Source organism: Janthinobacterium sp. LPB2021202312-11-4 (assembly GCF_037049705.1).
GTDB lineage: Bacteria > Pseudomonadota > Gammaproteobacteria > Pseudomonadales > Pseudomonadaceae > Aquipseudomonas.
This window is the reverse complement of the sequence record NZ_JBAGKV010000028.1, coordinates 61,839-86,074: the sequence shown is the minus strand read 5'-3', so window position 1 is coordinate 86,074 and position 24,236 is coordinate 61,839. Positions and strand designations below refer to the sequence as shown.

Here is a 24,236-nt window from a genome sequence, read left to right as displayed (position 1 = left end):
CTAGCGACTTCCCTCGCTTCTCAACTGGTTCATCGTCGAACGGGTGGATTCCGTTACGCGAGAGGAAAAGGAACAGATTCCTGCACGCGTTTTTTGTATCGCTAAAGCCGAGCCAGTCTAAGACTACTGTCTCGGGGATGACTGATTGGGGAGGGTAGATCCAGATGTGCCCAGGGTGTTGCTCTTGCCATGCGGCAATTTCTCTCTGCTCAATGGTTAGTGCTTTTAACCGTTCGACTGCTCGTCTAGCTAAAGGGATATCACTCTCGGCAAACCAATGGACACGGGATTGAAACTGCTTTTCCGCAAAATATCTGATACCGCATTCTACGAGAGAGTTGCCATTCGCATCGACAACCACTTCTCCCTTTGCTCCTATAATTGGCCTTTCGACCCAACAATCATAGGGAATCACGGCGACCTCGTTGCCTCTTTGCCCGGTCGCTATCAATAGGTCGATAACACGCAGTAGGATCTCTTCGCCGTCATTAGTGGGATTATTTGTACATAGCGCGTATGCTTCCATTGCTTCGCGCGAAGGTAGTCTGTCATCAGATTTTCGCTGCTTTACTGCACGATCAGGATCGTGTAATGAAATATAATCGTGAGTCGTTCTCTCCGGTTTTGCAGTATGTTCAAAGTGGATGGAGACTTCAGTTAATTGCAGTTTATCCATCGTGTCAGCGATCACTTGGAGATGAGAAATCGCGTCATATAAGTTCTTGTATCTACTCTCACGGAGAAACTGTACTACGCGCTCGAAGTCGCTCCGAGTCAACTGTGTCGGGTCGGCTATGCCTCGCTCAAACAACGGATTGTAGAGTCGTCGCGCAGCAATGTTGTAGGCTGCCACCATCCCGAGTTTCAAATTTCGGATGCGCTGTAGATGTATGATAATGCTCTTGCAAAAGTCCTGAAAAACTAGAGGAAGGGGGCCTTTGGGCGAGGCTAAATAGCCATTTTTTTCAAGTGATTGGCGATGTACCTCAAAGGTGATGGTGTGTTGATGCTGGCGCTGCGGCAACCACCGTTCGACTGCCCACTGCGACGACTCCCACGATGTAGATATCGGGAGTGACTGGAAAGCTGTCTGCTCTTGGCGTATAAAATGTTGAAGATTCTGCCTTGCACTAAACGCCGTCATCTATGTCACCCCCCGATTGTAGTCGGCAGCGCTCGATAACAGCGCTCACTGCTAGAATAGTGGTCTGATGTTGGGCTAATGGTCGATTGTGACTGAGGTCTCCCGCTTGTTCTGCTGCATCGATGAACCGTTGGGCTTCTTGTTGCAGCGCACCCTTCACCTGCTCGTGGCGGCCATCAGCAAAAGGGTGAAATTTCTTGCAGGTGTAGCACGCATAGACAGGGTTGTAGGGGCAAGCGGTGTGAGTTGGAAGGGCGCAGGCCCCGATGTCCCCAATGTACTGTGTGTCGATCACTCCACGAACTTCTCTTTCTGCCTTCGAATGGTCGCGTTTAGCAATTTCACCTGTCAAGAGACTGCGCATAATCCGCTGGTAGGCAGGGCTTTTTCCGAGCGCCCTCTCTTTGATACGGGCAATATTGGGCGTAGCGGCAACATAGGCACGCGCTGCAACCGTGCTGTTGTGACCAAGCATTTCGGCAATCATGTCGGCCGGCGTTCCTTGATCTGCTAGTCCTTGCCCGAGATGATGACGCAGCAGCATGGATACCTGGTTCGGCTTGCTTACTCCCGCGCTACGCAACTCGTGTTTCAGGCATATGCCGATTTCAACTACCGATAGTCGCTTCCCGGCGTGGCTAACAAACAATGGCTCACACCCGGGACCGAAACGACGTTGGACCTCCGAAACATGCTGCCTTATTTTATCACCCAATCGAGTGGTTATTTTGCGAGGTCTTCGCTCAGGTCGGCGCTGTCCGAACTTTTTAGCCATGGGCAGCCAGATAGTGTAATAGTTATTATGCACAGCGCTTTCAAAGTATTCAAAATCATTTACGTCAAGTGAATGAAACTGAATGGAGCGCGGCCCCAACTCGAAGCTCAGGTGAAGAATAATATTAAATTGAACCTCTTCCCATTCATTGGCCTGAATGTCACGATCGATACGCTTAAGCAATCGCACCTCTTCATCAAGGTCCAAACCAGACTGTGCTAGGAATATTCGTTCATATGGATCATTTCGCTTTCCCTTGATCTCTTTAATTGCCAAGTATGTTTCTTTATTAAAACCAGATATCCCCCGATTTAGGGCCCAGCGATAGAATGTTCTAAATAAAACTGTGCTGTGGCGAAACCTACTCCACGAATTGACAGCGGCGACCACATCTTGCAAAGCCCAAGGGAAGCCAGCTGATATAACGCTCTCAGCCAATCGTCTGAGTACCACAGATGCACTGAACGCCGTTAGTGGTGCGTACTTCTCCAATGCATAGGCTAGGAACGCTTTGGCAATTTCCATGAGATCAGGGCTAAAGTCGAGCTCGGCCCAATCTATTTTCATTGCGACGCCGCCGTCATACCACGTCCAGATACTCAATCGGGTGTCAACGTATTTGGGTTGGTCATTGGTGCGGGTGCGAATAGCTATCAGTGAAGGCCCGTTGAACACATAAGTAGGCGAAGAAGAGGAGGGTGATTCGTATTGTTTGTCGGTGTATTTGGCCATGGCAGACCTCCTCAACTTTTAACTCGACTCCAGGCGGCCGTGGCCCGCTGAGCGTTGTGAATATTGGCCGAATCGGCCAGATAGCGACTCGCGTAACGACGTGGCATCTTTGAGGCGTCTGACCAGCCACATATCCGACGAAGTTCATCCATCGCTCGTTCTAAATCATAGCCGCGCGTTTCGAGGAGATAGGCCAGGAAGCGGTCAGCAAAGGTGTGACGAAAGTCATGCGCTGAGAGTGTAGGAAAAACTCCAGGATGAGCCAGTTCGATCGTTAAAAACAGACGATCGAGGACGCTGGACAGCGCGCGAATCGACAGCGGACGCCCTCTGTCGGAAATGAACAAATACCGAAAGGGCAGCTTCATCGGTTTGCCGTTACGCAGCGGACGTCGTTCGCCTTGGATATAGCGCTCATAGACCCCATACAATTGCGCAGAGACCCCCACAGTACGGCCATGTGTTTTCAGCGCAGGCTCTTCGGCGCGCGGGTCGCCTGGATCATGCTCACGATCATTGATGCTGGCATAGGCATGCTGAGAACCCTGATTGATATCCGTGGTGTAGAGCTTCAGTAGCTCTCCGCGACGGATACCAGTCTCCAGCAGCAATTCAATCATTAGCCAATTGCGTAACTGCAGTCGTTCCGGAAACGGATTCTCTGCGTTGCCCGGGCGAATCAGTGTGCGAATGATCTGGAGTTGAGTATCTGTCAGGCTTCGGTAACGAGTGCGGTCTGGCTGAGCATTGATGATATGGCTCTCAAAGCGCCGCTCAATGACGTCGGCGACATCTGCAAATACGACCTCGATGTTAGCCAGGGTGGTTGAGTTCTGGCGGGCGCGCGGAATGTAACGGGTGACGCACCAGGACAGATACTGCTTAAGCAACCGCAGGTACTGGTCACGGGTACGCGGGTCGATCTGAGGAAAAGCTGCCGTTTCAGCTTTGCCAACTCGGGCTACAAGGTTGTCGGCTTGACGGCCGCTTTGGAGCCAGATGGCGTAACCGTCCAGTAACGCCAGAATCGACTCGAAGTGGCAGGCCAAGATGGCGTCGTCAATATTGAGGTCACGGCTTTTGGCATAGATATAGAAAGCCTGGATCGCGCGCAGATGTGCCGCAGCGGTGTTGTAAGCGCGGTACCTGAGCTTGAGTTGAACGTAGATGAACGGGACAAGCATGGGCAACGGCGCCGCGTCTCCGGTCTGCACGAGCAGCGGTACACGCTGACCTGAAGAGAAACGGCATTGAATCAGTTTCATCGGCAGCCCCCTCATTCAATTAATCGCCATGAACACGGAGTACATGGCCCGTTGAGAGAGTGGATGCCAGAAGCGGATTTGTCGAATCAGTACCTTACGAGGCTCATGAACATTTCTAACATGGCACCTCGTTTAACATAATATACATTATGCGTACCTTCGTATTCTTACGCGGGGGGCTCGGGTGGTCAGATTTGGAGCCTGATGCGACTTACCGCACAGGCCTGATCGATATCCTTCATCTGTTGGCAGATATCCGATCAGGCATGAACGAACCTTCGTTCATCTCGTGCTGATGATCGTTAACACCCAGATTTGAACGCTAACGATCAGGCTTGAGCTATCCCTGGTTCACCAGAGAACTACTTATTCGTACTTTCCCTTGCCCAGTTCAGCGGCCGAATCCATAAGGCGCATCAGCAACGGATGTTTCCGCGCAAAGGATGCGACATCCTTAGACGCCGCCGCTCGAAGCTCTAGACGACTTTCAACATCGGCCTGGTGCTGCCTTGCAGTTCTTTCACCGTATTTTTGAACGCGCTGATCCCACGACAAGCCTGGATCAAAAACGTCTTCACGGGCTTGCTGCAAGGCTGCAAACGCGGCTGAATCCTTCTCTCGCAATACTTCATATTCAGCGCGAAATGCCCGACGTTCATCAGGCGTATAGAGCTCACCAGCTAACTGAATCGTCGCCAGAGCCTTGAGAGAACCTTGAATCCCCTGTAGAGCCCCCAAAAGCTCCGAGTGCTGTTTTACCTGTTGGTCATCTGCCACAAAACCTCTCCTTGTAGTGAATAGAATCAGGCACAGGGTAACGAACATGAGCCGTCTACGAGCGTGAAAAAAAGCAAAATCGTAATTCCATTAAATTATAACTAAACTAAATGTCTGTTTAGTTTAGTTATAAAACAGCAACCTCCCAATGAGCGAAATGCTGAACAAAAAGACATCAAACACACTCAGTACGCACGTCCGTAGCCGCGATACTCAGGCGATTTCGGCCTTGGGATTTCGCCAGATAAAGCGCGCGATCTGCCCTATCGATCAGCATTTTTTCATCGCCACCATCCTCGTAGGCAGAGCACGTGGCCAGCCCCAGGCTGACGGTCACAATGCCGAAAGGACTGGTGACGTGTTCAACTCGCTCATCCACCATCCCGAACAAAATCGCCTCGCCCACTGCACGGGCCCCCGCTTCGTCCGTGTTGGGCATCACCACGGCAATTTCCTCGCCGCCATAACGCGCGGCCATATCGCCTGGCCGTCGCACGCAGCGTTTGATCGTCTGGCTAATGATCCGCAGGCACTCATCACCGGCCAAATGCCCGTAGTGATCGTTGTAGCGTTTGAACAAATCCACATCCACCAGGATCAACGACAACGGGCTGCCCTGTCGTTTGGCACGTTTGAATTCGACGTCGAGAAACTCATCAAAATGCCGACGGTTGGCCAACCCTGTCAGTTTGTCTTCGCTGGCAAGAATCTCCAGCGTGTGGTTGAGCTCGATCAATTCGGTCTGGGTAGTGCGCAGCTTTTGCTCGGCGCCGATTCGACGATTGATATGGGAAATCAACCGCCGTCCCAACGCAATCAACAGCCCGAGCAACACCGCCACCACGGCGATGGATTGCTCTGTCTGGCTCCACCACGCTTGCATCGCCTCCCGCTGCCCCACCGCTACCGTGGTCACAAAAGGGTACTGATCGCTACGCCTGAACGCATAGATACGGTGCATACCATCGACTTTTGAAACGAAATCCACAGTGCCCGAAACCGAGTTGCGCAGTTGCGCGGAAAATATCGGCGCTGGCGATAAATCCAGACCAATGTCCTGCTCCTTGAACGGATATCTGACCAACAACCGCCCTTCGGCGGTGGTCAAACTGATCGCGCCGAACTGCCCCACATGGATGGTTCGATAGAGCTTGAGGAAGTGTTCGAGGCTGATGGTGGCCGCGATGACCCCGGCGAAATGGCCATCCGGGTGATCGATGCGCCGGCTGACGGAAATCACCCACACACCCGTGGCCCGACTGAGAATCGCCGGGCCGATAAACAGGCCGCGATCCGGGTTATCGCGATGATGCTGGAAGAACGCGCGATCGGCGTTATTGCTGCCCCCGGGCGACAACGGTTGATTGGTCGAAAATACCCAATCGCCCTTGGCGTCATACAGCACCACACTGTTGAGTTGCGACAGCGCTTGCATCTCTTGCGCGACCAGCGCTCTCAAACGTTCGAGCTGCTCGGGGCCGATGCCGTCGCGTTCGATCCGCTCCGTCAGCCCCAGCAGGACCAATTCACTTTGTTTGAACGTGCCCTCGGTGTACGTATTGAGGGCGTTGGTCAGGTTCAGAGTATCGGTTTCGATATCACCCAACGTGGTCTGTCGGGACGTCCAGATTTGCCAACCCGTCATCAGCACCATGGAGATACACACCAGGGCGGTCAGCAAAGCGGCAAGTCGAAGGTCGCGTATCAAAGGAATACCGAGGGCTGTTGTAACAGGTTAGTTAAAGGCCCGCGCAGTATAAGCGTCTTCGAACGACGCGACACTTGAATTGCCACTCTATCGGGTTATCGACGATTGACCCGCCCCGCTCGCTTGAGTGTTTCGCTCGGCAACTCTTTGAACAACGCGTAGTAACTGCTGGAAAACCGCCCCAAGTGCCAGAACGACCAACGCATCGCCACTTCGGCGACGGTGGTTTCCATTGTGTTGCGGCCCAGCAGTTCGCGGTGCGCGCTATTGAGCCGGCGCAAACGCAACCAATAGGCCGGAGTCATGCCGGTAAAGGCTTTGAACGCGTGCTGCAACTGACGCAGTGACACCCCGGCGACCTGGGAAAGCTCCAGCAGGTTCAGGGTGTCTTCCGGCGCATCGGCGGCCCATTCGCCGACGCGCTTCATGATCGTTCGCTCTTCGGCGCGGCGCTGCAAACCGCCGCGATCCAGGCGCACACAGGCGTTGTCGAGGATGTACAGGCAGTCTTCCAGCAGTTGCAGGGTCAGGGCCTCGCGACTGGGCGGATCGAAGGTCTGCGCCAGTTGCGTCAACGTTGAACTCAACCAGCGGCTGAACAGCGCGTTCTGCTGGCAATTGAGCGGCGACATGAACAGACCTTCCAGCCGCGCCACATTCAAACCATGGCGCTGAACGAACTCCGGACCGAACACCACGGCGATTTCCTGGTAGTTCTCCGGGGTGATCCAGATGTTGCGACTTTCGCCATTCAACACGTACAGCGCGTTGTCGCTGCGATCAAAACAGAACGCCAGCGAGCCTTTTGGCGCGCTGAAATTCTGCTCGACCCGAGTGTTCATGTGCTCTTCGTAAATCTCCACGCCCTGCAAGTCCAGATAACGCACCAACCCGGCGAAATGCCCCGGCGACATCTGCTGGTAATGCTGCACCCAACCCGGTGTGGCGCGGATTTGTTCAGCGACATCGGCGGTGTTGAACGCCTGGACTTGTAACGGATTGCACACTGTCATGGGGTGACCTTACGCACTCGTTTGGTGCGTTTTGGTGCTGCTTAAAGTGGATAGATGGAACCGCAAGGCTCGCCCAAGATAGTCGTCAACGCGCTACAGGGGAAGTGTCCATCAGATGAAACGACCCTCTCCGGCGTTACCAAAACCAATAACGAGGTCCTTATGAATGTCCCTTTCGATCAGCTGTTCACGTGGCTGAAAGATCACAAGATTACTGAGGTCGAGTGTGTGGTCAGCGACTTGACCGGCATCGCTCGCGGCAAAATCGCACCGACTAACAAGTTCCTGCATGAGCGAGGCATGCGCCTGCCGGAAAGTGTGCTTTTGCAAACGGTAACCGGGGATTTTGTCGACGACGACATCTACTACGACCTGCTCGACCCTGCTGATATCGATATGGTCTGTAAACCCGTGGCCGACGCGGTGTACGTGATTCCATGGGCCATCGAACCGACCGCGATCGTGATTCACGACACCTTCGACAAGTTCGGCAACCCGATCGAACTGTCGCCGCGCAACGTGCTGAAGAAAGTCTTGCAGCTGTACACCGACAAAGGCTGGAAGCCAATCGTCGCGCCGGAAATGGAGTTCTACCTGACCCAGCGTTGCGAAGACCCGGACTTGCCGCTCAAGGCACCGCTGGGCCGTTCGGGCCGCGCTGAAAGTGGTCGTCAGTCGTTTTCCATCGACGCCGCCAACGAATTCGATCCGCTGTTCGAGGACGTCTACGACTGGTGCGAATTGCAGGGGCTGGACCTCGACACGCTGATCCACGAAGACGGCCCGGCGCAGATGGAAATCAACTTCCGCCATGGCGACGCCCTGGACCTGGCGGACCAGATCACTGTGTTCAAACGCACCATGCGTGAGGCCGCACTCAAGCACAACGTGGCGGCGACGTTCATGGCCAAGCCGATTGGCGACGAGCCGGGCAGCGCCATGCACTTGCACCAGAGCGTGGTGGACATCGTCACCGGCCAACCAATCTTCGCCGATGCCGACGGCAAAATGAGTGAACTGTTCCTGCACCACATTGGCGGCCTGCAAAAGTACATCCCTAAAGTGCTGCCGATGTTCGCGCCCAACGTCAACTCGTTCCGCCGCTTCCTGCCGGACACTTCGGCACCGGTGAACGTCGAATGGGGCGAAGAAAACCGCACCGTTGGCCTGCGCGTGCCGACCTCCAGCCCCGATGCCATGCGCGTGGAAAACCGTTTGCCCGGCGCCGACGCCAACCCGTACCTGGCCATCGCCGCCAGCCTGTTGTGCGGCTATTTGGGCATGGTCGAAAAGGTCGAGCCAAGCGCTGCGGTGCAGGGTCGTGCCTATGAACGCCGCAACCTGCGCCTGCCGATCACCATCGAAGAAGCCCTGAGCCAGATGGAAGAGTGCGAAACCGTCGAGCGTTACCTGGGCAGCAAATTCGTGCGCGGGTATGTGGCGGTGAAACGCGCCGAACACGAAAACTTCAAGCGTGTGATCAGCTCCTGGGAGCGTGAGTTCCTGATGCTGAGCGTCTAAATCTCCCGCATGAAATTGCATGCCCCTGTGGGAGCGGGCTTGCTCGCGAAAGCGGTGTGTCAGGCGGCATCAATATTGACTGTGCCGCCGTTTTCGCGAGCAAGCCCGCTCCCACAGGGGGAGTGTCAACGCCTGAAAAATCCAACAACCCGAAGAGGTGTCGAATGCGTCTATTGAAATCCGTGGTTCCGGTCGCGCTGGCGGTCATGTTCAGCGCCGTTGCACAGGCTCAACCCACCGTCAGCGTCTACAACTGGACCGATTACATCGGCGAGACCACCCTCGCCGACTTTCAGGGCAAAACCGGGATCAAGGTGATCTACGACGTATTCGATTCCAACGAAACCCTGGAAGGCAAACTGCTCGCCGGCCGTACCGGGTATGACGTGGTGGTGCCGTCCAACCACTTCCTCGCTCGCCAGGTAAAGGCTGGAGCGTTCCTCAAACTGGATCGCGCGCAACTGCCGAACTTCAAGAACCTGGACCCGAAATTGCTCGCGTTGCTGGAGAAAAACGATCCGCAAAACGCCCACTCGGTGCCGTACCTCTGGGGCACTAACGGCATCGGCTACAACGTCGACAAGGTCAAGCAAGTGCTGGGCATCGATCACATCGATTCCTGGGCGGTGCTGTTCGAACCGGAGAACATCAAGAAACTCAGCCAGTGTGGCGTGTCGATGATGGACTCGGCGGATGAAGTGTTCCCGGCGATCCTCAATTACATGGGCATGGACCCGCGCAGCGAAAACCCCGAGGACTATAAAAAAGCCGAAGCCAAACTGCTGAGCATCCGGCCTTACATCACCTACTTCCATTCCTCCAAGTACGTGTCGGACCTGGCCAACGGCGACATCTGCGTGGCGTTCGGCTATTCCGGCGACGTGTTCCAGGCCGCCAACCGGGCCAAGGAAGCGAAGAACGGCGTGAACATCGCCTACGCCATCCCGAAGGAAGGCAGTAATTTGTGGTTTGACCTTTTGGCCGTGCCCGCCGACGCCGCCAACCCGAAAGAAGCTCACGCCTTCATCAATTACCTGCTCGACCCGCAAGTGATCGCCAAGGTCAGCGCCTCGGTGGGTTACGCCAACCCGAACCCGGCGGCCAAGCAATACATGGACGTGGCGCTGGTGAGCAATCCTGAGGTCTACCCGCCCCAGGAAGTCCTCGACAAACTCTACATTTCGACCACCCCGCCCCAGGCGATCATGCGTTTGATGACCCGTTCCTGGAGCAAAGTGAAGTCCAATAAATGAATCAGTACAGCAACGAACACGCCCGCTCCTACTACGCCGCCACGGCAAAGGCCCTGGCGCCCTACCCTGCGCTGGCTTCGGATCTGGACGCCGATGTCTGCGTGATCGGCGGCGGGTTTACCGGGGTCAACACGGCGATCGAACTGGCGCAACGCGGGCTCTCGGTGATCCTGCTGGAGGCCCGGCGCATTGGCTGGGGCGCCAGCGGGCGTAACGGCGGGCAGTTGATTCGCGGCATCGGCCATGACGTCAGCGGTTTTGCCCGTTATGTCGGTGAGGAAGGCGTGCGTTACATGGAGCGCGCCGGGGTCGAGTCCGTGGCGCTGGTGGGTAATCGCATCCGAGAACACGGGATCGACTGCGACCTGCGCTGGGGCTTCTGTGAACTGGCCAACACCACGGCGCAGTTCGCGGCGCTCAAGGCTGAGCAAGAGGATTTGCTTCAGTCCGGATACACCCATGAAACCCGGATCGTCGGCCCGGAGCAGATCCGTCAGCAGGTGGTGAATTCCGGGGCGTATGCCGGTGGTTTGGTCGACATGGGCTCGGGGCATTTGCACCCGCTCAACCTGGTGCTCGGCGAAGCGCGACTGGCCGAATCCCTTGGGGTGCGGGTCTTCGAGCAGAGCCCGGTACTGGAAATCATCCACGGCAGCACCGTGCAGGTTCGTTGCGCGGGCGGCACGATCCGCGCCGGCAGCATTGTGCTGGGCTGCAATGCGCACCTGGAAGAACTGGAACCGAAGCTCAGCGGCAAAGTGCTCCCGGCCGGCAGCTACATCATTGCCACCGAACCGCTGTCCACCGAGATGGCCGCGCAGTTAATCCCGCAGAACCTGGCGCTGTGCGACCAGAAAGTCGGCCTCGATTACTACCGGCTCTCGGCGGACCGACGCTTGCTGTTCGGCGGTGCCTGCCACTATTCCGGGCGCGATCCGGCGGACATTGCCGCCTACATGCGCCCGGCCATGCTCAAGGTGTTCCCGCAACTGGCGAACGTGCGCATCGACTATCAATGGGGCGGCAAGATCGGCATCTCCGCCAACCGTTTTCCTCAGGTCGGACGCCTTAGCCAACACCCGAACGTGTTCTACGCCCAAGGTTATTCCGGCCATGGCCTGAACGTGACCCACTGGTGCGCGAAGCTGCTGGGTGAGGCCATCCACGCCGGCCACAGTCAAGGATTCGACGTGTTCAGCAACGTGCCGCACATGACCTTTCCCGGTGGCCGCGCCCTGCGTTCACCGCTGCTGGCCCTCGGCATGTTCTGGTATCGCCTGCGCGAAATGCTCGGCTAACCGCATTACGCACTACCCCGTAGGAGCTGCCGAAGGCTGCGATCTTTTGATCTTGTCTATTAAAAGTAAAATCAAAAGATCGCAGCCTTCGGCAGCTCCTACGTTTGTTCGCGTTCGGTTGGTGATAAGTGGCGCTTGCCCATTGGGCTATTAATAAGCCATGCCTATTAATCCCTCTGCAATCGGTCTTTCTATTCCCCCTCCCCTCGGGACTAGCATCGGGTCAACTCGATGCAGCGAGTCTTCCAACCATAACTGCACATTCACAAACACTGCCGTCCAACAAAAGAGATAACGCAGATGAATGACGCGATGAAATCGGAAAGCAACTCACCCCACAAAATCAACCTGGTCAAAGCACGTGGCTCGCTGGTCTGGGACGATCAGGGCAAGGAATACATCGACTGCACCGCCCAGGCCTGGTCGAACAACCTGGGTGCCAACGACCCACGGGTGGTCGAAGCGGCGATTGTCCAGTTGCGCGAGATGACTCACATCCGCCCCAACTTCGGCTCTGCGGCCCACACCCGGCTGGTGGCCAAGTTGCGTGAAATCTCACCGGCGTCGCTGAACCAGATGGGGTTTGCCTTGCACGGCAGCCTGGCCGGTGAAATGGCCATGAAACTGGCTTTCAAGAACCGCCCCGGCGCGCAGAACCTGATTGTCTTGCAGGACGGCTACCACGGCCGTTCCCTGGCGACCCTCGGTGCCAGTTGGCCGCACCCCAACAACCCGTTCTTGCCGATCCAGCCGCGCTTTACCCGCGTGCCCCATCCCAACCCTTACCGAACGCGCCTCGGCCTGGACCCGGAAACCGAGTCGCAACTGTGCCTGGGTCTGCTGGAGGAAACGATTCAAAAAGGCGTTGATGGCGGTGTCGCGGCGGTGATGATGGAACCGATCCAGGGCAACGGCGGGCATATCGAGTTTCCGCGTTCTTACTACCGAGGCGTGCGTGAGCTCTGCGACCGGCTGGGCGTGCTGCTGATTTTCGATGAAGTGCAGACCGGTTTTGGCCGGATGGGCACCATGTGGGCGGCGGACTACTATGACGTGGTGCCGGACATCATTGTGTTTGGCAAAGGCGTCGGCGGCGGTTTCCCACTGGCGGGGATTCTGGCCGATGACAAGCTGAAATGGTTCGATGAGGGTGAAGAGGCGCTGACGTTCGGCAACTTCCCGGTGTCGCTGGCGGCCGGCTTCGCGACCGTCGAAGCGATTGTCGCCGACCGCCTCTGCGACAAGGCACGGGACGCCGGTGAATACGTCACGGCGCGGTTGCGGGAGATGCAAACCCGTCATCCGCTGATCGGCGATGTACGTTGCCCGGGCCTGATGGCCTCGATCGAACTGGTCAAGGACCGGGTCAGCAAAGAGCCGGCCTGCCGTGAATCCCAGGAGGTTTACCGTTTAGGCGTGGAACGCGGGGTGCTGTTCGGCGAAAGTCGCTATGCGGGCCTCGGCAACCTGATCAAGGTCAAACCACCGCTGGATATCGAGCGGCCGCTGCTGGCCAAGGCCCTCGACGTGCTGGACGAGGTGATCGGCATCATCGAGGGGCAACGGCCATGAGCACAGTCATCGAAAGCACCCCAAGGGTCGCCGCCAGCGGCGACCCGGCGACACCGTTGTCGAGCGACGACGCGGACCTCGCGAGCCTCGGCTACGAGCAAAAGATGCACCGGACGATGAGTTCGTTCACCTCCTTCGCCCTGGCATTTTCCATGGTGTCGATCAACACCGGGGTGGTCACGCTGTTCGCCGACCCGTTCAACCGGGTCGGCGGCATCGGCATTCTGTTGTGGCTGCTGGTGATCCCGCTGGTGTGCTGCATCGTCATGGTCTATTGCCATTTAGCCGGGCGCATCCCGTTGACCGGTTACGCCTATCAGTGGTCCAGTCGCCTGGCCGGCAACCATTTCGGCTGGTTCACCGGGTGGGTTGCGTTCATCTCGTTTGTCGCCGGGACGGCGGGCACTTCGGCAGCGATTGGCAGTGTGTTCGCCCCGGAAATCTGGGCCAACCCGACCCAAGGGCAAATTCAGGGCCTGAGTATTGGCGCAACGCTGGTGGTCGGGCTGCTGAACATCTGCGGCATTCGCCTGGCCACACGGATCAACGACATCGGCGCGATCATCGAAATCATCGGCACCGTGCTGCTGGCCATTGCGTTGTTCCTGGGGGTGTTTTTCTTCTTTGAACACACCCAAGGCGTGGCGATCCTGACGTCGGCGGCGCCGGTTGGTGGCGGCACTGTCAGCTTCACCACCATGGCCCTGGCGACGTTGCTACCGGTCTCGGTGCTGCTGGGCTGGGAAGGTGCGGCGGACTTGTCCGAAGAAACCAAAGACCCGCGCCGGGCGGCGCCCCGAGCGATGATTCGCGCGGTGCTGGTGTCCAGCGTGTTGGGTTTTGCGGTGTTTGCACTGCTGAGCATCGCGATTCCGGGGTCGGTGTCGGACCTGCTCAGCCAGTCGGAAAATCCGGTGATCAACATCGTGCGCCTGCAACTGGGCAACGTCGCGGGCAAAGTGATGATCGTGATTGCATTCGCCTCGATCCTCGCCTGCCTGATCGCCAACATGGCCGTGGCCACCCGCATGACGTTTGCCTTGTCCCGCGACAACATGCTGCCCGGTTCCAAAGTGCTGGCGCGGATCAATCCGCACTTTGGCACGCCGGTCGCCGCCATCATCCTGATCACGGCCATTGCGGTATTGCTCAATCTGGCCAGCGGCGGGTTTGTGACAGCGATCTATTCGATGGTCGGCCTGACGTACTACTGCACCTACCTGCTGACCTTGATCGCGGCGTACCTGGCGTATAAAAACGGCCGCATGCCGAGCGCGCCACAAGGTGTGTTCAGCCTTGGCCGCTGGCTGATGCCGATGATCATTCTGGGCGGGTTATGGGCCATCGCGGTGATCCTGACCCTGAGCGTGCCGCAAGAAAGCCACACGGGGGCGATCACCACCGGGATTACGCTGGGGGTTGGCGCGCTGTGGTGGTTGTTTTCGCTGCGGGGGCGGCTGAACAACGGCACTGCCGGGCCAAACAAACAACGCCTGGACATCAATTAAGGATCTGAAACCACAATCCCTGTGTGCGAGCTTGCTCGCGAAGAGGCCGTGTCAGTCAGCATTGGTCTGCCTGACACACCGCTTTCGCGAGCAAGCCCGTTCCCACAGGTACGGGGTTTACCGCCGACCATTCGTCGCAACTGTCAGATCTGACAGTAGCCAAACCCCCGCCCTTTTTCGTGTGATACCTCCATTCCGCCCTGCGGCAAAGGAGCGTTCCCCATGAGCCGTTTACCCGCACTTGAATCCAGCATGACCGTTAAACCTCAGGCCCTGCGCCCGCCATTCTTTCCGGCCAGCACCTCCCTGATCGACCCACCGAACTATGACGGCGGTATTCCGATTCGGGCCCTTGAGGATGGGCTGCGATGCATCATCTCGCCGTGGGAGATGATGGACATCGGCGATGAGGTTCAGCTGTATTGGCAAAACCTCACCTCGCCCGTCGCCACAAAAACCATCCAGTTAGACGACGAAGTCGATAAACCGGTGGTGCTCCGGGTCCCGAAAAGCCAGGTGCTGGACGGGGACGCGCGGCCGGTGTTTTATCGGGTAATACGCCGCAATCAGGCACCGGAAGACTCCGAGCCGAAATTGACCTACCTGGTCAAAACCACCCGCCCCGGCGGCTACGATGACAACCCCGAACCGGGGCACTCAGGCTTCCAGTACACCTTCCTCACCGACATCTCCAACGGCGTCGATGCGGGCATGGCGGACCTGGGCGTGCAACTGCGCATCGAGCCCTATGAACACATGACCGCGTTTGACCGTATCGTCTGCCGCTGGGGCAGTCAGGAAGTGATTCATTACCCGGTAACCCAGGCGCAGGTCAATGACCCGCTGAACAACCCGATCGTGATCACCTTCACCCGCGAGGTCATTGAACGCGCCGGCGATGGCTCGCGGGTGGTGGTGACGTATCAGGTCATCGATTGCGTCGGCAATTACCCCGATGAGCGCGATTCCTGGGCGCCGTTCAGCTACGTATTGGTGGACTTGGGGGGTAATCGGCTGGATGCGCCGTTGGTGCTGATGGCCGGCCGGCCCACCAACAACATCGATCTGGACCAGTTGGGCAACGACGATGTCGAGGTCCGGGTCTACACCAACACCACGGATTTCAAGGTGGGCGACAGCCTGCGCCTGACCTGGACCGGCACCCCCGCCCAAGGCTCGCCCATCGTTGTTGGGCCGCTGCTGGAGTTGGTAGACGCCGTGCCGTTTCATTATGACTTCGCCATCCCCAACGCCGCCGTCAAAGCCATCGCCCAGGGCTGGGCCACGGTGTCCTACGTGCGGGTGCGCGACGGCGAACCGGACCGCCCCTCGAAAAACGCCAGCGTCAACGTGCAGGGCGACATCAGCCGCTTGCCAGCGCCCAGCGTGGCCCAGGCACCGGGCGGCACCCTGCCCTCAAATTCGCCTTATGCGACGATTGCCGTGCCGTATTTTGAAGGTCGAAGAACTGGCGATCTGATCACTATCCACTGCCAAGGCCGGCGTCCCGGTGGTGGCGAGACCTACTACTCGATCCCGATCATCGTCTCTGAAAGTGACGCCACAAACCCGATCACCCGCGACCTGCCCGGCAGCCAAATTGCACCGCTGGACGGCGGTACCTTGAAGCTCTACTACGTGGTCGCCAACGATGACCTGGCCGTGCGCAGCGAACGCGAATCCCTGCCGCTGGAACTCAACGTCGGCGTGGCGGCGCCAGACTTCAATGCACCGCAAATCACTGAAGCCGAAGGCGACGTGCTGCTGCCGGAAAACACCCCAAACGGCGCCAACGTCATCGCCCCGTTCAACGTGCCGAGTGACACCCGTGCGGGGGATATCGTTGGGCTACGCTGGGTCGGCTCGGTCACCGGCGCTCATCCGCTGTACGAAATCCCGTTGAGCAACCAAACGGCCGGTAAACCAGTGCCGTTTCTGGTTCGGGCGGAGCACATCCATCCCAACCTCAATGGCACGGTGACGGCGGATTACTACCGTAAGCGTGGGGCTGAGATGACACGGTTTTCCCGGGAACGGGTGTGGCGCGTGGGGGGTGTCGAACTGGATTTACAACCCCCTAGCATCAGGCAAGCCAGCGGCAACAGCCTCAACCCCGTCGCGGCCAAAGACCTGTTGACCGCCGTCATACCCCAAGGCGAGTTGCTCCCCGATGACTTGATGAGCGTGACCTGGACCGCCGCGCCCGGCACCTCGCCAGAAGGCTCGTACACCACACCAACCCGCCCCATCAGTGAAACCGGCCTGGAGATCGCGCTGCCCAATTCAGTGCTGGCATACAACCTGGGCAAAACCGTGACGATGACGTACAGCGTCACCCGGGGCAACACACCGGCCAAGACTTCGGCACCGCTGACGTTGAACGTGCTCAACATCCCGGCTCAGAGCCCCGAGTTACCGACGCCGATCATTGATGCGGCTTCAAACGGCGAACTGGATGTCACGACCCTCACCGGCAACGAACCGTTGTATGTCACGCAGTGGATGTTTCAGCGTCCGGGGCAAGCGGTGTGGTTGCGCTATGACGGCACGGACACCAACGGCAATGCCACCGAAGAAGTGGTGTGGGAAGGTGCGCCACACCACTCTGACCAGGGTTTGGTGATCGGGGCTGCTTATGGGTGGTTGCAGACGCTTAAGGATGGCAGCGTGGTGAGAATCACCTTTATGGTGAATTTTGATGGGGTGGCGAATGAAGCGACGGCGGTGAAGTTTCCGATGCGAACGTATACCGTAAGGTCTATTGAATTGGTGGTTCCAACCATCACTTCGGTCAAAGGCTCGCCGAGCAATGTCGAGATTCCTGACGGTGACACCACTGCCGAAACCGCCGTGCTCCTGATCGGGACCGCCAGCAAAGGTCAGGAGGTCGAAATTTTCGACGACACCACTTCCAAAGACAAAGCCAGGGCCGATGCGAATACCGGGATCTGGACACTGTCGATCACAATGCTCGCGGAGGGTGCGCACAGCTATACCGCCAAGGCGTTGTATGGCACAGGTGCCACTTCTGCTGCCCGGCGGCTGACAGTTGCTGAAGTAGATGACTTCAAATCAGCGCCTGAGACTGATCTAACAACAATTGGCCAGTATGTTTTAAGTGATAAATTCAGAATAACGCTGCGCGCAGTACCCTTCTCGTCGAGCTCTTTATATGTCGCCCCACCACGTTCAAGTTTTCCCTATCGGAAAATCGCAATTTTCCCATACGTCCCCTATCAAACTACTACAACTTATCTCACATATGAACTAGAGCTAAGAAGTGGATCAGCGAGAAGAGTAGGTTTTTGGATGAGGTACGGAAACTTAGGATCTCTTGACGACCACATGTACGTGTACTTCCTCAACTCCACAGGCCAGACGCTTCATTCACAACGTCACAACTACGCTCAAGAAAATCATGGCCGCGAGCTAAAGTTTGACTCAGGCATGTTAAATGAAATTAAAACCATACGACTCTCAACAACCGGCCAATATATGGTGGGCCACTTTGAAATCACACGATAGACAAGACAAAGGGGACGTATTTATTTAATAGTGACGCCCCCTCTTATAAGGACTAACGGGGCCTGGTCTATTTAATTGCAAAACGGCCCCTACCTGTTCAAACCCGGTAGGCCGTATGCATCGAACCAACCGGTTTTGGGACCGCTGCGGCACCCAACGGGCGTAAGCCCCCCTCGCCACGGAGTGGCGTGGCAAGGCCGGGAAGATACCTACGGACATTGCGGATATTTCGGTCCTTGCTTCGGTTGACTGCCCTGCCCGCGCTCCCTATCCTCACGCCCGTCACGACTCATTCGTGATCGGGTTTGACGGCTCGGCTGTATTCACGACGCGCATAGCCTTTCTTTGCTCGAGCACCTCCGTGCCCGTTCATTGCATATGGCGACTGTGCGTGGGGCATCTTCGGGTGCGCCGGGTTCGTGAGACCGGTCCGTCAACCTGCGCACAGTTGCCACCCAACTCGTTTGACGGCGATTTCGTGGCAGCTCCTTTGAAACTCACGGAGCTACAACAATGACCACCGCAACCACAAAACCCACCCCCTTCGCCCCCTGCGATCACGTCGATCATCACCTCCTCGCCGTCCAACCCGACATCCCGATCCTCGACGCCCTGGAACACGCCTCGGTCTACCTCAGCGTCGCCGAAGCCCTCGCCGCTCAGGCCCCCAACGCCACCTGCGCGGAACACGGCGTTTCAATGCGCTGGGCCAGCAAACACATGCTCGGCACCGCCCGTTCCATCGTCCAGGCCTCGATCGACGGCTTGCACGCCGCGCACGCGGGAGGTGAGGCATGAGCGCGCCTATGCCGATGACCCACAACGACAGCGACATCCCGGTGTTGCTGGTCGCCACTCAAGCACCGCTGGACGTGTTGCACGGCAGCGCCGCCAGTCGTTTTCTGGCGGTGACGCAGATGATGGAAAGCCTGGCCAGCCTCGACATCACTAGGGCCAAAGGCGCGGATGTGCAGCAACTGGCCCACGCTGCGGCGATGTTGTTGCGTGATGGCTGCGATGTGATGGACGTGCTGGGGCGGCAGATTCGGGCGCGGGCCTAGCCTTGGCGGGCTGACGGCTGATTTATGAGTTGAATGTGATGGCCTCTTCGCGGGCAAGCCCGGCTCCCACAGGGGATTTGTGGTGGATGCGCATGTTGTGCGCACCGCCAAACCCTTGTGGGAGCGGGCTTGCTCGCGAAGAGGCCGTGTCAGTCGACATCCATATTGACTGACACACCGCTTTCGCGAGCAAGCCCGCTCCCACAGGTTCTGAATTGGTCAGGGGCGGCTACGCGCCACTTCCAGCGCCAGTTGCGCAAAGTTACGCGCCGCCACGCTCGGGGTTGCCGGCAGCGCCACCGCCACCTCGCACATCGGCATGTCGCTGATGACCGGGAACGAAAGCCCCGGCCGGGCGTAAAACCGCGCGGTCGACGACGCCGTGATGCTGATTCCGCGCTCCGACGCCACAGCCTGCAATTCGGTTTCCACGGTAGACGCCTCATCGACAATGCGCGCCGGTTGCGTGCGATAGGTCTCAGCGGTCCAGTAATTGCGCCACGCACCAGCACCAGGCGCGGCAATGATCGGCTCATCAAGCAGGTCATAAATGCTCAGGCTCGCGGCCCCGGCCAATCGGTGGCTGGACGCCAGGCACGCCACACACGGCTCGGTGACCAGCGTCTGCAACTCGATGCCGTCCAGTTCCACGGGCGGGCGCAACACCGCCACGTCCATACCGTCATCGATACCGGCCCGGGGCGAGCCGAAGTCGTATTCACGGACCCTCACGCTGACCTCGGGAAAGCGCTTGGCGAAGGCGCTGAGGATCTGCGGCATCAGGTCGACACCGGCACCGATCAGAAACCCTACTTTCAACGAACCGCGAAGACCGCGGGAATGCTCCTGGGCCGTTCGAGTCAGGCGGATAAGGCTGGCGAGAATTTCCTGGGCCTGTCCCAGCAACACCTGGCCGGCTTCGGTCAGCGTGACGTTGCGGGTGTTGCGCTCGAACAATTGAACGTCGAGCATTGCTTCCAGTTGGCGGATGGTCTGTGACAACGCCGGCTGCGATACGTGAAGACGCGCCGCGCCGCGCACGAAACTGAGCTCCTCGCCCACCGCCACGAACGCCTTGAGTTGGCGAATATCCACACCTGAAATCTGCACTTCATCCCCCTGATCCAAACCCGGCGCCGAGCCGGATAGTCGCATGCTTGCCCAACGATACCAATGGGCGTGAATCAGTCATCGCATCTCCTTGAACAGCCTTTTAATTTGCTCTATCGCAAGGCACTTCTATATTGAGGGGGTGCTCTGACTTTCCTGCCTCCTTGCGAATGCGACCCATGGCCACGACTGACCAGTTGATCATCTGCGAGCACTGCGACTGCGTGTATGAAAAAGTCACGCTCGCCAAACATCAGAAAACCCTGTGCACCCGCTGCGGCGGCGTGCTCCAGCGCTATAACGGCCTGACAGTGCAGCAGCGCCTGGCGTTGACCTTCACCGCGTTGGTGCTGTGGATTTTCGCCAACTTCTTCCCGGTCATGAGCATCAGCCTCAAAGGCCTGAAAAACAGCGCCACACTCTGGGATTCGGTCATTGCCCTGAGCCTGGGGCCGATCACGTTTATCGCGATGGTGGCGGCGATTGCGATGATCATCGCGCCGATTTTCCAGTTGCTGCTGTTGATCTGGGTCCTGAGCTTCGCCCTCGCCCGTCAGCGCGCGCCCGGTTTCAGGTTCTGCATGCGCTGGCTCGAAACGCTAAGGCCCTGGAGCATGCTCGAAGTCTGCTTGCTGGGCGCAATGGTCGCGGTGATCAAACTCGCCGGTTTGCTTGATGTACTGCCCGGTATCGGCCTGTTCGCCCTGGCCATTCTCAGCCTGATGATGATCCGCATTGCCGGGCGCGATATCCGTGAACTGTGGGACGTCCTATGACCACGCCTCCGGTCGCCAGCGAACTTGGCCTGTGCCTGTGTCACACCTGCGGGCTGGCCTGTGACGTGACCGACAATCCTCATGAATGTGAGCGTTGCGGCGCCCCGTTGCATCGGCGCAAGACCAACGCCCTGGCCCGGACCTGGGCCTACCTCTTCGCCGCACTGGCGTTTTACGTCCCGGCCAATCTGCTGCCGGTAATGAACACCAAAATGGTCGGGGCCGGGGCCGACAGCACGATCATGAGCGGTGTGCTGGAGTTTTGGGAGGCCGGCGCCTGGGACATTGCCCTGATCATTTTTATCGCCAGTATCGCGGTGCCCGGCATCAAGTTCGTTGCCCTGACACTGCTGCTGGTGACCGTCCAGCGCGACAGCGACTGGGCACGCAAGGAGCGTTCGAAGCTGTACCGCTTCGTCGAGGTGATCGGCTATTGGTCGATGCTCGACGTGATCGTGGTCGCGCTGGTCGCGTCCCTGGTGAAATTTCAAGCCCTGGCCGACATCGAGCCGCGTCCGGGCATTCTGTTTTTCGGGCTGGTGGTGGTGTTCACCATGCTCTCGGCGATGAGCTTCGATCCCCGATTGATCTGGGACAACACGCCGAATCAACCCCACAACGAGGAGGTCACGGATGAAGCCCCAAGCCACTGACGGGCCACAGGCCCCAGGTCAGGCCAGTATCAAGACGCGGCGTTTCAGCGTTTCACTGGTCTGGATCGTGCCCATTGTGGCGGTGCTGGTGGGCATTTCCCTGGTGGTGCACAGCATCCTGCAGGAAGGCCCGACAATCATCGTCAACTTCAAGACCGGCGACGGCCTGACCGCCAACAAGACCGAAGTCAAATACCGCAATGTGGTAGTCGGCCATGTCTCGGACGTGGAATTGAGCAACGACCAGAAGAGTGTCGATGCCACAATCAAACTGTCCAAACAGGCCGAAACCTTCACCCGCGAAGACTCGCAATTCTGGGTCGTGCGCCCGCGTATCGGTGCGGGCGGAGTCTCGGGCATCGACACCTTGCTGTCCGGCGACTACATCGGCGCCGATATCGGTCACGCCAACGGTCGCGCCAAGAACTTCAAAGGCCTGGAAAACCCGCCGCCGATTACCTACGGCGAACCGGGCAAACGCTTCACCCTGCATTCTCAGGACCTCGGTTCGCTGGACATCGGCTCGCCGGTCTATTACCGCAAGATCCCGGTCGGCCAAGTGGTGGCCTATGCCCTGGACGCGGACGGCAAAGGGGTCAACCTGGAACTGTTCATCCACGCGCCGAATGACGCCTACGTCACCGAAAACACCCGGTTCTGGAACGCCAGCGGCATTGACCTGAACATCGGCGCCAACGGCTTTGCGGTGAAAACCGAATCGTTGTCTTCGTTGCTGGTGGGCGGCATCGCTTTTCTCGCCCCGCCGTACAGCCCCAACGATCAAACCGCCACCGAAGAGAAAACCTTTGAGCTGTTCGACGACCAAGTCACCGCCCTCGCCCCGCCCAACGGCAAGGCGCAGTACTTGAGCCTGCGTTTCGACCAGGCCCTGCGCGGGCTCAAGGTCGATGCGCCGGTGGAATTCCTTGGCATGGAAATCGGCAAGGTGGTGGCGATCAATCTGGATTTCGATGAGAAGAAACGCAGCTTCCCGGTCAACGTCGGCATCGTGATCTACCCGCAACGACTCGGTCAGGCCCACACCAAAATGATCAAGGCCATGATGCACGACCCCAATGACGAAGCGGCGGGTGTCAGGCTGATGGGCACCTTTATCGAGAATGGCCTGCGGGCCCAGGCGCGCAACGGCAACTTGCTGACCGGGCAACTGTACATCGCGCTGGATTTCTACCCCAAAGCCGAGAAAGTCGTGTTCGATCCGAACGCCCGGCCAGTCAGCATTCCGACCATTCCCGGCAGCCTGGAAGAGTTGCAGGAAAAACTCCAGGCCATGGTCGACAAGATCAACAAGCTGCCGGTGGAGCGGATTGCGGGCAACCTCGACAGCAACCTCGTCGAGCTGCGCAAAGGCCTGGCGCAATTCAACGCCAAGACCCTGCCCGGTGTGCAAACCACCCTGGCGGACGTCAGCAAAACCTTGCAATCGGCCAGTTCGACTCTCGCCGAAGACTCGCCGCAGCGCGAACAACTGACCCAGACCCTGGACGAACTCAAACGCATGTCGCGGTCCTTGCGTGAACTTTCGGATTACCTCGGACGGCACCCTGAATCGCTGATTAGAGGTCGCCCTGACAATGCGGCACCAGCGGACCTGCAAGGGCCACCGCGTAACTGACCACAGGAGCAACACCCATGGCTTTTTCGCCAAAGTTCACGTTGGTCGCCGCGTTGCTACTGCTCACCGCGTGCCGCAGCGATCCGATTCACTTTCACACCCTGACCCCGGCGCAGCCTTCGCGGGGCGGCGGTGACGAGATCAAGATCGAAGGCATCAGCGTGCCGCCGCAGGTCGATCGGGCGCAGATTGTCATTCGCCAGGGTAATAGCGGCCTGTCGATCATCGAAACCGATTGGTGGGGCGCGAGCCTGTCGGACGAATTGCGCAGCGCGCTGGTGGATCAACTGACCAACGCCAACCCGCAACGCAAAGTGTCATTGCGGGTGGATGTGCAGCGCTTCGACTCGATTCCCGGCCAGTATGGTTTGATCGACGTCAAATGGCGTTTGCGGCCTATGGGGGCTGGCGATGGTGCATTGGTCACCTGTCGCAGCACCTTGCAGACGCCGTCGGGGCCATCCATTGAAGACCTGGTGGCAGCCCAGCAAAACAACGTCAAACGACTCGCCGCCGTCATCAGCCAGGCGGCCGCCACACAACGAGGTTGCCCGGCGTCCCTCTGACACCCCAGAACTCTGTAGGAGCAGAGCTGCTCACGAAAGAAACCCTGTAGGAGCAGAGCTTGCTCGCGAAAGCGGTGGGTCAGTCACGAGTGATATCGACTGACCCACCGCTTTCGCGAGCAAGCTCTGCTCCTACAGGGCTCTAAATAACTTGAAACAACTCTTCCAGTGTATTTGATACTAGTTTTCAAATACCCCCGCGCTATTACCGATTACGCGACTACGCTCCCGTCACTGAAACTAAAAGGAGCAAGTTTCGTGATCAACAATCGATTTCTGCAAATTTTTCACATCCGTTTCACCGCGCTCATACGCCCCGCCCCTTAGTTTGCTGCTCATCGTT

The 24,236-nt window shown here is 58.1% G+C and carries 19 protein-coding genes; 12 read left to right on the top strand and 7 right to left on the bottom strand.

What is annotated here, in order from left to right; genetic code table 11:
• The 6 genes from V5E99_RS24790 to V5E99_RS24765 form a co-directional block, all read right to left on the bottom strand.
• The coding region (locus tag V5E99_RS24790; protein WP_499804867.1) for a site-specific integrase at nucleotides 1–1,144 on the bottom strand (1,144 nt) is incomplete at its 3' end.
• The gene (locus V5E99_RS24785; RefSeq protein WP_499804866.1) at nucleotides 1,131–2,651 is read right to left on the bottom strand and encodes a tyrosine-type recombinase/integrase; all 1,521 of its coding nucleotides are present in this window, start codon (nucleotides 2,649–2,651) and stop codon (nucleotides 1,131–1,133) included. The genes V5E99_RS24785 and V5E99_RS24790, both read right to left, overlap by 14 nt.
• 11 nt (nucleotides 2,652–2,662) lie before the next feature.
• Nucleotides 2,663–3,916: a tyrosine-type recombinase/integrase gene (locus V5E99_RS24780; RefSeq protein WP_499804865.1), complete on the bottom strand. Its 1,254-nt coding sequence runs from the start codon at nucleotides 3,914–3,916 to the stop codon at nucleotides 2,663–2,665.
• Nucleotides 3,917–4,282: 366 nt separating this feature from the next.
• Nucleotides 4,283–4,693, bottom strand: coding sequence for a hypothetical protein (locus V5E99_RS24775; protein ID WP_499804864.1), 411 nt, complete (start codon nucleotides 4,691–4,693; stop codon nucleotides 4,283–4,285).
• A gap of 175 nt (nucleotides 4,694–4,868) precedes the next feature.
• Entirely contained in the window at nucleotides 4,869–6,347 is a 1,479-nt protein-coding gene (locus V5E99_RS24770) for a sensor domain-containing diguanylate cyclase (protein ID WP_499804863.1), read from the bottom strand.
• Between the two features lie 149 nt (nucleotides 6,348–6,496).
• Entirely contained in the window at nucleotides 6,497–7,414 is a 918-nt protein-coding gene (locus V5E99_RS24765) for a helix-turn-helix domain-containing protein (RefSeq protein WP_499804862.1), read from the bottom strand.
• A 162-nt stretch (nucleotides 7,415–7,576) separates the two neighbouring features.
• Here V5E99_RS24765 and V5E99_RS24760 point away from each other — a divergent pair, with 162 nt between their 5' ends.
• The 8 genes from V5E99_RS24760 to V5E99_RS24725 all read left to right on the top strand — a co-directional run bounded on the left by V5E99_RS24760 (nucleotide 7,577) and on the right by V5E99_RS24725 (nucleotide 19,152).
• Nucleotides 7,577–8,935 (top strand): glutamine synthetase family protein, encoded by a 1,359-nt coding sequence (locus V5E99_RS24760; RefSeq protein WP_499804861.1) that lies wholly within the window; start codon nucleotides 7,577–7,579, stop codon nucleotides 8,933–8,935.
• A gap of 164 nt (nucleotides 8,936–9,099) precedes the next feature.
• Entirely contained in the window at nucleotides 9,100–10,188 is a 1,089-nt protein-coding gene (locus tag V5E99_RS24755; protein WP_499804860.1) for a polyamine ABC transporter substrate-binding protein, read from the top strand.
• Nucleotides 10,185–11,486: an NAD(P)/FAD-dependent oxidoreductase gene (locus V5E99_RS24750; protein WP_499804859.1), complete on the top strand. Its 1,302-nt coding sequence runs from the start codon at nucleotides 10,185–10,187 to the stop codon at nucleotides 11,484–11,486. Before V5E99_RS24755 ends, V5E99_RS24750 begins: the two co-directional genes overlap by 4 nt.
• Nucleotides 11,487–11,786: 300 nt before the next feature.
• Nucleotides 11,787–13,058, top strand: coding sequence for an aspartate aminotransferase family protein (locus V5E99_RS24745; RefSeq protein ID WP_499804858.1), 1,272 nt, complete (start codon nucleotides 11,787–11,789; stop codon nucleotides 13,056–13,058).
• The gene (locus V5E99_RS24740; RefSeq protein ID WP_499804857.1) at nucleotides 13,055–14,566 is read left to right on the top strand and encodes an amino acid permease; all 1,512 of its coding nucleotides are present in this window, start codon (nucleotides 13,055–13,057) and stop codon (nucleotides 14,564–14,566) included. The genes V5E99_RS24745 and V5E99_RS24740 overlap by 4 nt, the downstream gene beginning before the upstream one ends.
• Nucleotides 14,567–14,788: 222 nt before the next feature.
• Entirely contained in the window at nucleotides 14,789–18,091 is a 3,303-nt protein-coding gene (locus V5E99_RS24735; RefSeq protein ID WP_499804856.1) for a hypothetical protein, read from the top strand.
• A gap of 513 nt (nucleotides 18,092–18,604) precedes the next feature.
• Nucleotides 18,605–18,889: a DUF3077 domain-containing protein gene (locus V5E99_RS24730; RefSeq protein WP_499804855.1), complete on the top strand. Its 285-nt coding sequence runs from the start codon at nucleotides 18,605–18,607 to the stop codon at nucleotides 18,887–18,889.
• Nucleotides 18,886–19,152, top strand: a complete 267-nt coding sequence (locus tag V5E99_RS24725; protein ID WP_499804854.1) for a hypothetical protein — start codon at nucleotides 18,886–18,888, stop codon at nucleotides 19,150–19,152. Before V5E99_RS24730 ends, V5E99_RS24725 begins: the two co-directional genes overlap by 4 nt.
• 219 nt (nucleotides 19,153–19,371) lie before the next feature.
• Here V5E99_RS24725 and V5E99_RS24720 read toward each other — a convergent pair whose 3' ends face one another.
• Entirely contained in the window at nucleotides 19,372–20,262 is an 891-nt protein-coding gene (locus V5E99_RS24720) for a LysR family transcriptional regulator (RefSeq protein ID WP_499804853.1), read from the bottom strand.
• A 179-nt stretch (nucleotides 20,263–20,441) separates the two neighbouring features.
• Between V5E99_RS24720 and V5E99_RS24715 the strand changes: the two genes are divergently transcribed.
• From V5E99_RS24715 to V5E99_RS24700, 4 genes are read left to right on the top strand one after another with little or no spacing between them, the layout of a single operon-like run.
• Nucleotides 20,442–21,038, top strand: coding sequence for a paraquat-inducible protein A (locus V5E99_RS24715; RefSeq protein ID WP_499804852.1), 597 nt, complete (start codon nucleotides 20,442–20,444; stop codon nucleotides 21,036–21,038).
• The gene (locus V5E99_RS24710) at nucleotides 21,035–21,691 is read left to right on the top strand and encodes a paraquat-inducible protein A (protein ID WP_499804851.1); all 657 of its coding nucleotides are present in this window, start codon (nucleotides 21,035–21,037) and stop codon (nucleotides 21,689–21,691) included. The genes V5E99_RS24715 and V5E99_RS24710 overlap by 4 nt, the downstream gene beginning before the upstream one ends.
• Nucleotides 21,672–23,327, top strand: a complete 1,656-nt coding sequence (locus tag V5E99_RS24705) for a PqiB family protein (RefSeq protein ID WP_499804850.1) — start codon at nucleotides 21,672–21,674, stop codon at nucleotides 23,325–23,327. The genes V5E99_RS24710 and V5E99_RS24705 overlap by 20 nt, the downstream gene beginning before the upstream one ends.
• Before the next feature lie 17 nt (nucleotides 23,328–23,344).
• On the top strand, nucleotides 23,345–23,893 hold the full coding sequence (locus V5E99_RS24700) for a PqiC family protein (RefSeq protein WP_499804849.1): 549 nt from the start codon (nucleotides 23,345–23,347) through the stop codon (nucleotides 23,891–23,893).
• Nucleotides 23,894–24,236 lie beyond the last annotated feature (343 nt).

What these genes read in the sequence shown, in the direction of transcription:
- V5E99_RS24785 (WP_499804866.1), bottom strand. Translation starts at nt 2,651, where the DNA reads ATGGCCAAATACACCGACAAACAATACGAATCACCCTCCTCTTCTTCG.
- V5E99_RS24780 (WP_499804865.1), bottom strand. Translation starts at nt 3,916, where the DNA reads ATGAAACTGATTCAATGCCGTTTCTCTTCAGGTCAGCGTGTACCGCTG.
- V5E99_RS24770 (WP_499804863.1), bottom strand. Translation starts at nt 6,347, where the DNA reads ATGGTGCTGATGACGGGTTGGCAAATCTGGACGTCCCGACAGACCACG.
- V5E99_RS24765 (WP_499804862.1), bottom strand. Translation starts at nt 7,414, where the DNA reads ATGACAGTGTGCAATCCGTTACAAGTCCAGGCGTTCAACACCGCCGAT.
- V5E99_RS24760 (WP_499804861.1), top strand. Translation starts at nt 7,577, where the DNA reads ATGAATGTCCCTTTCGATCAGCTGTTCACGTGGCTGAAAGATCACAAG.
- V5E99_RS24755 (WP_499804860.1), top strand. Translation starts at nt 9,100, where the DNA reads ATGCGTCTATTGAAATCCGTGGTTCCGGTCGCGCTGGCGGTCATGTTC.
- V5E99_RS24750 (WP_499804859.1), top strand. Translation starts at nt 10,185, where the DNA reads ATGAATCAGTACAGCAACGAACACGCCCGCTCCTACTACGCCGCCACG.
- V5E99_RS24745 (WP_499804858.1), top strand. Translation starts at nt 11,787, where the DNA reads ATGAATGACGCGATGAAATCGGAAAGCAACTCACCCCACAAAATCAAC.
- V5E99_RS24740 (WP_499804857.1), top strand. Translation starts at nt 13,055, where the DNA reads ATGAGCACAGTCATCGAAAGCACCCCAAGGGTCGCCGCCAGCGGCGAC.
- V5E99_RS24735 (WP_499804856.1), top strand. Translation starts at nt 14,789, where the DNA reads ATGAGCCGTTTACCCGCACTTGAATCCAGCATGACCGTTAAACCTCAG.
- V5E99_RS24730 (WP_499804855.1), top strand. Translation starts at nt 18,605, where the DNA reads ATGACCACCGCAACCACAAAACCCACCCCCTTCGCCCCCTGCGATCAC.
- V5E99_RS24725 (WP_499804854.1), top strand. Translation starts at nt 18,886, where the DNA reads ATGAGCGCGCCTATGCCGATGACCCACAACGACAGCGACATCCCGGTG.
- V5E99_RS24715 (WP_499804852.1), top strand. Translation starts at nt 20,442, where the DNA reads ATGGCCACGACTGACCAGTTGATCATCTGCGAGCACTGCGACTGCGTG.
- V5E99_RS24710 (WP_499804851.1), top strand. Translation starts at nt 21,035, where the DNA reads ATGACCACGCCTCCGGTCGCCAGCGAACTTGGCCTGTGCCTGTGTCAC.
- V5E99_RS24705 (WP_499804850.1), top strand. Translation starts at nt 21,672, where the DNA reads ATGAAGCCCCAAGCCACTGACGGGCCACAGGCCCCAGGTCAGGCCAGT.
- V5E99_RS24700 (WP_499804849.1), top strand. Translation starts at nt 23,345, where the DNA reads ATGGCTTTTTCGCCAAAGTTCACGTTGGTCGCCGCGTTGCTACTGCTC.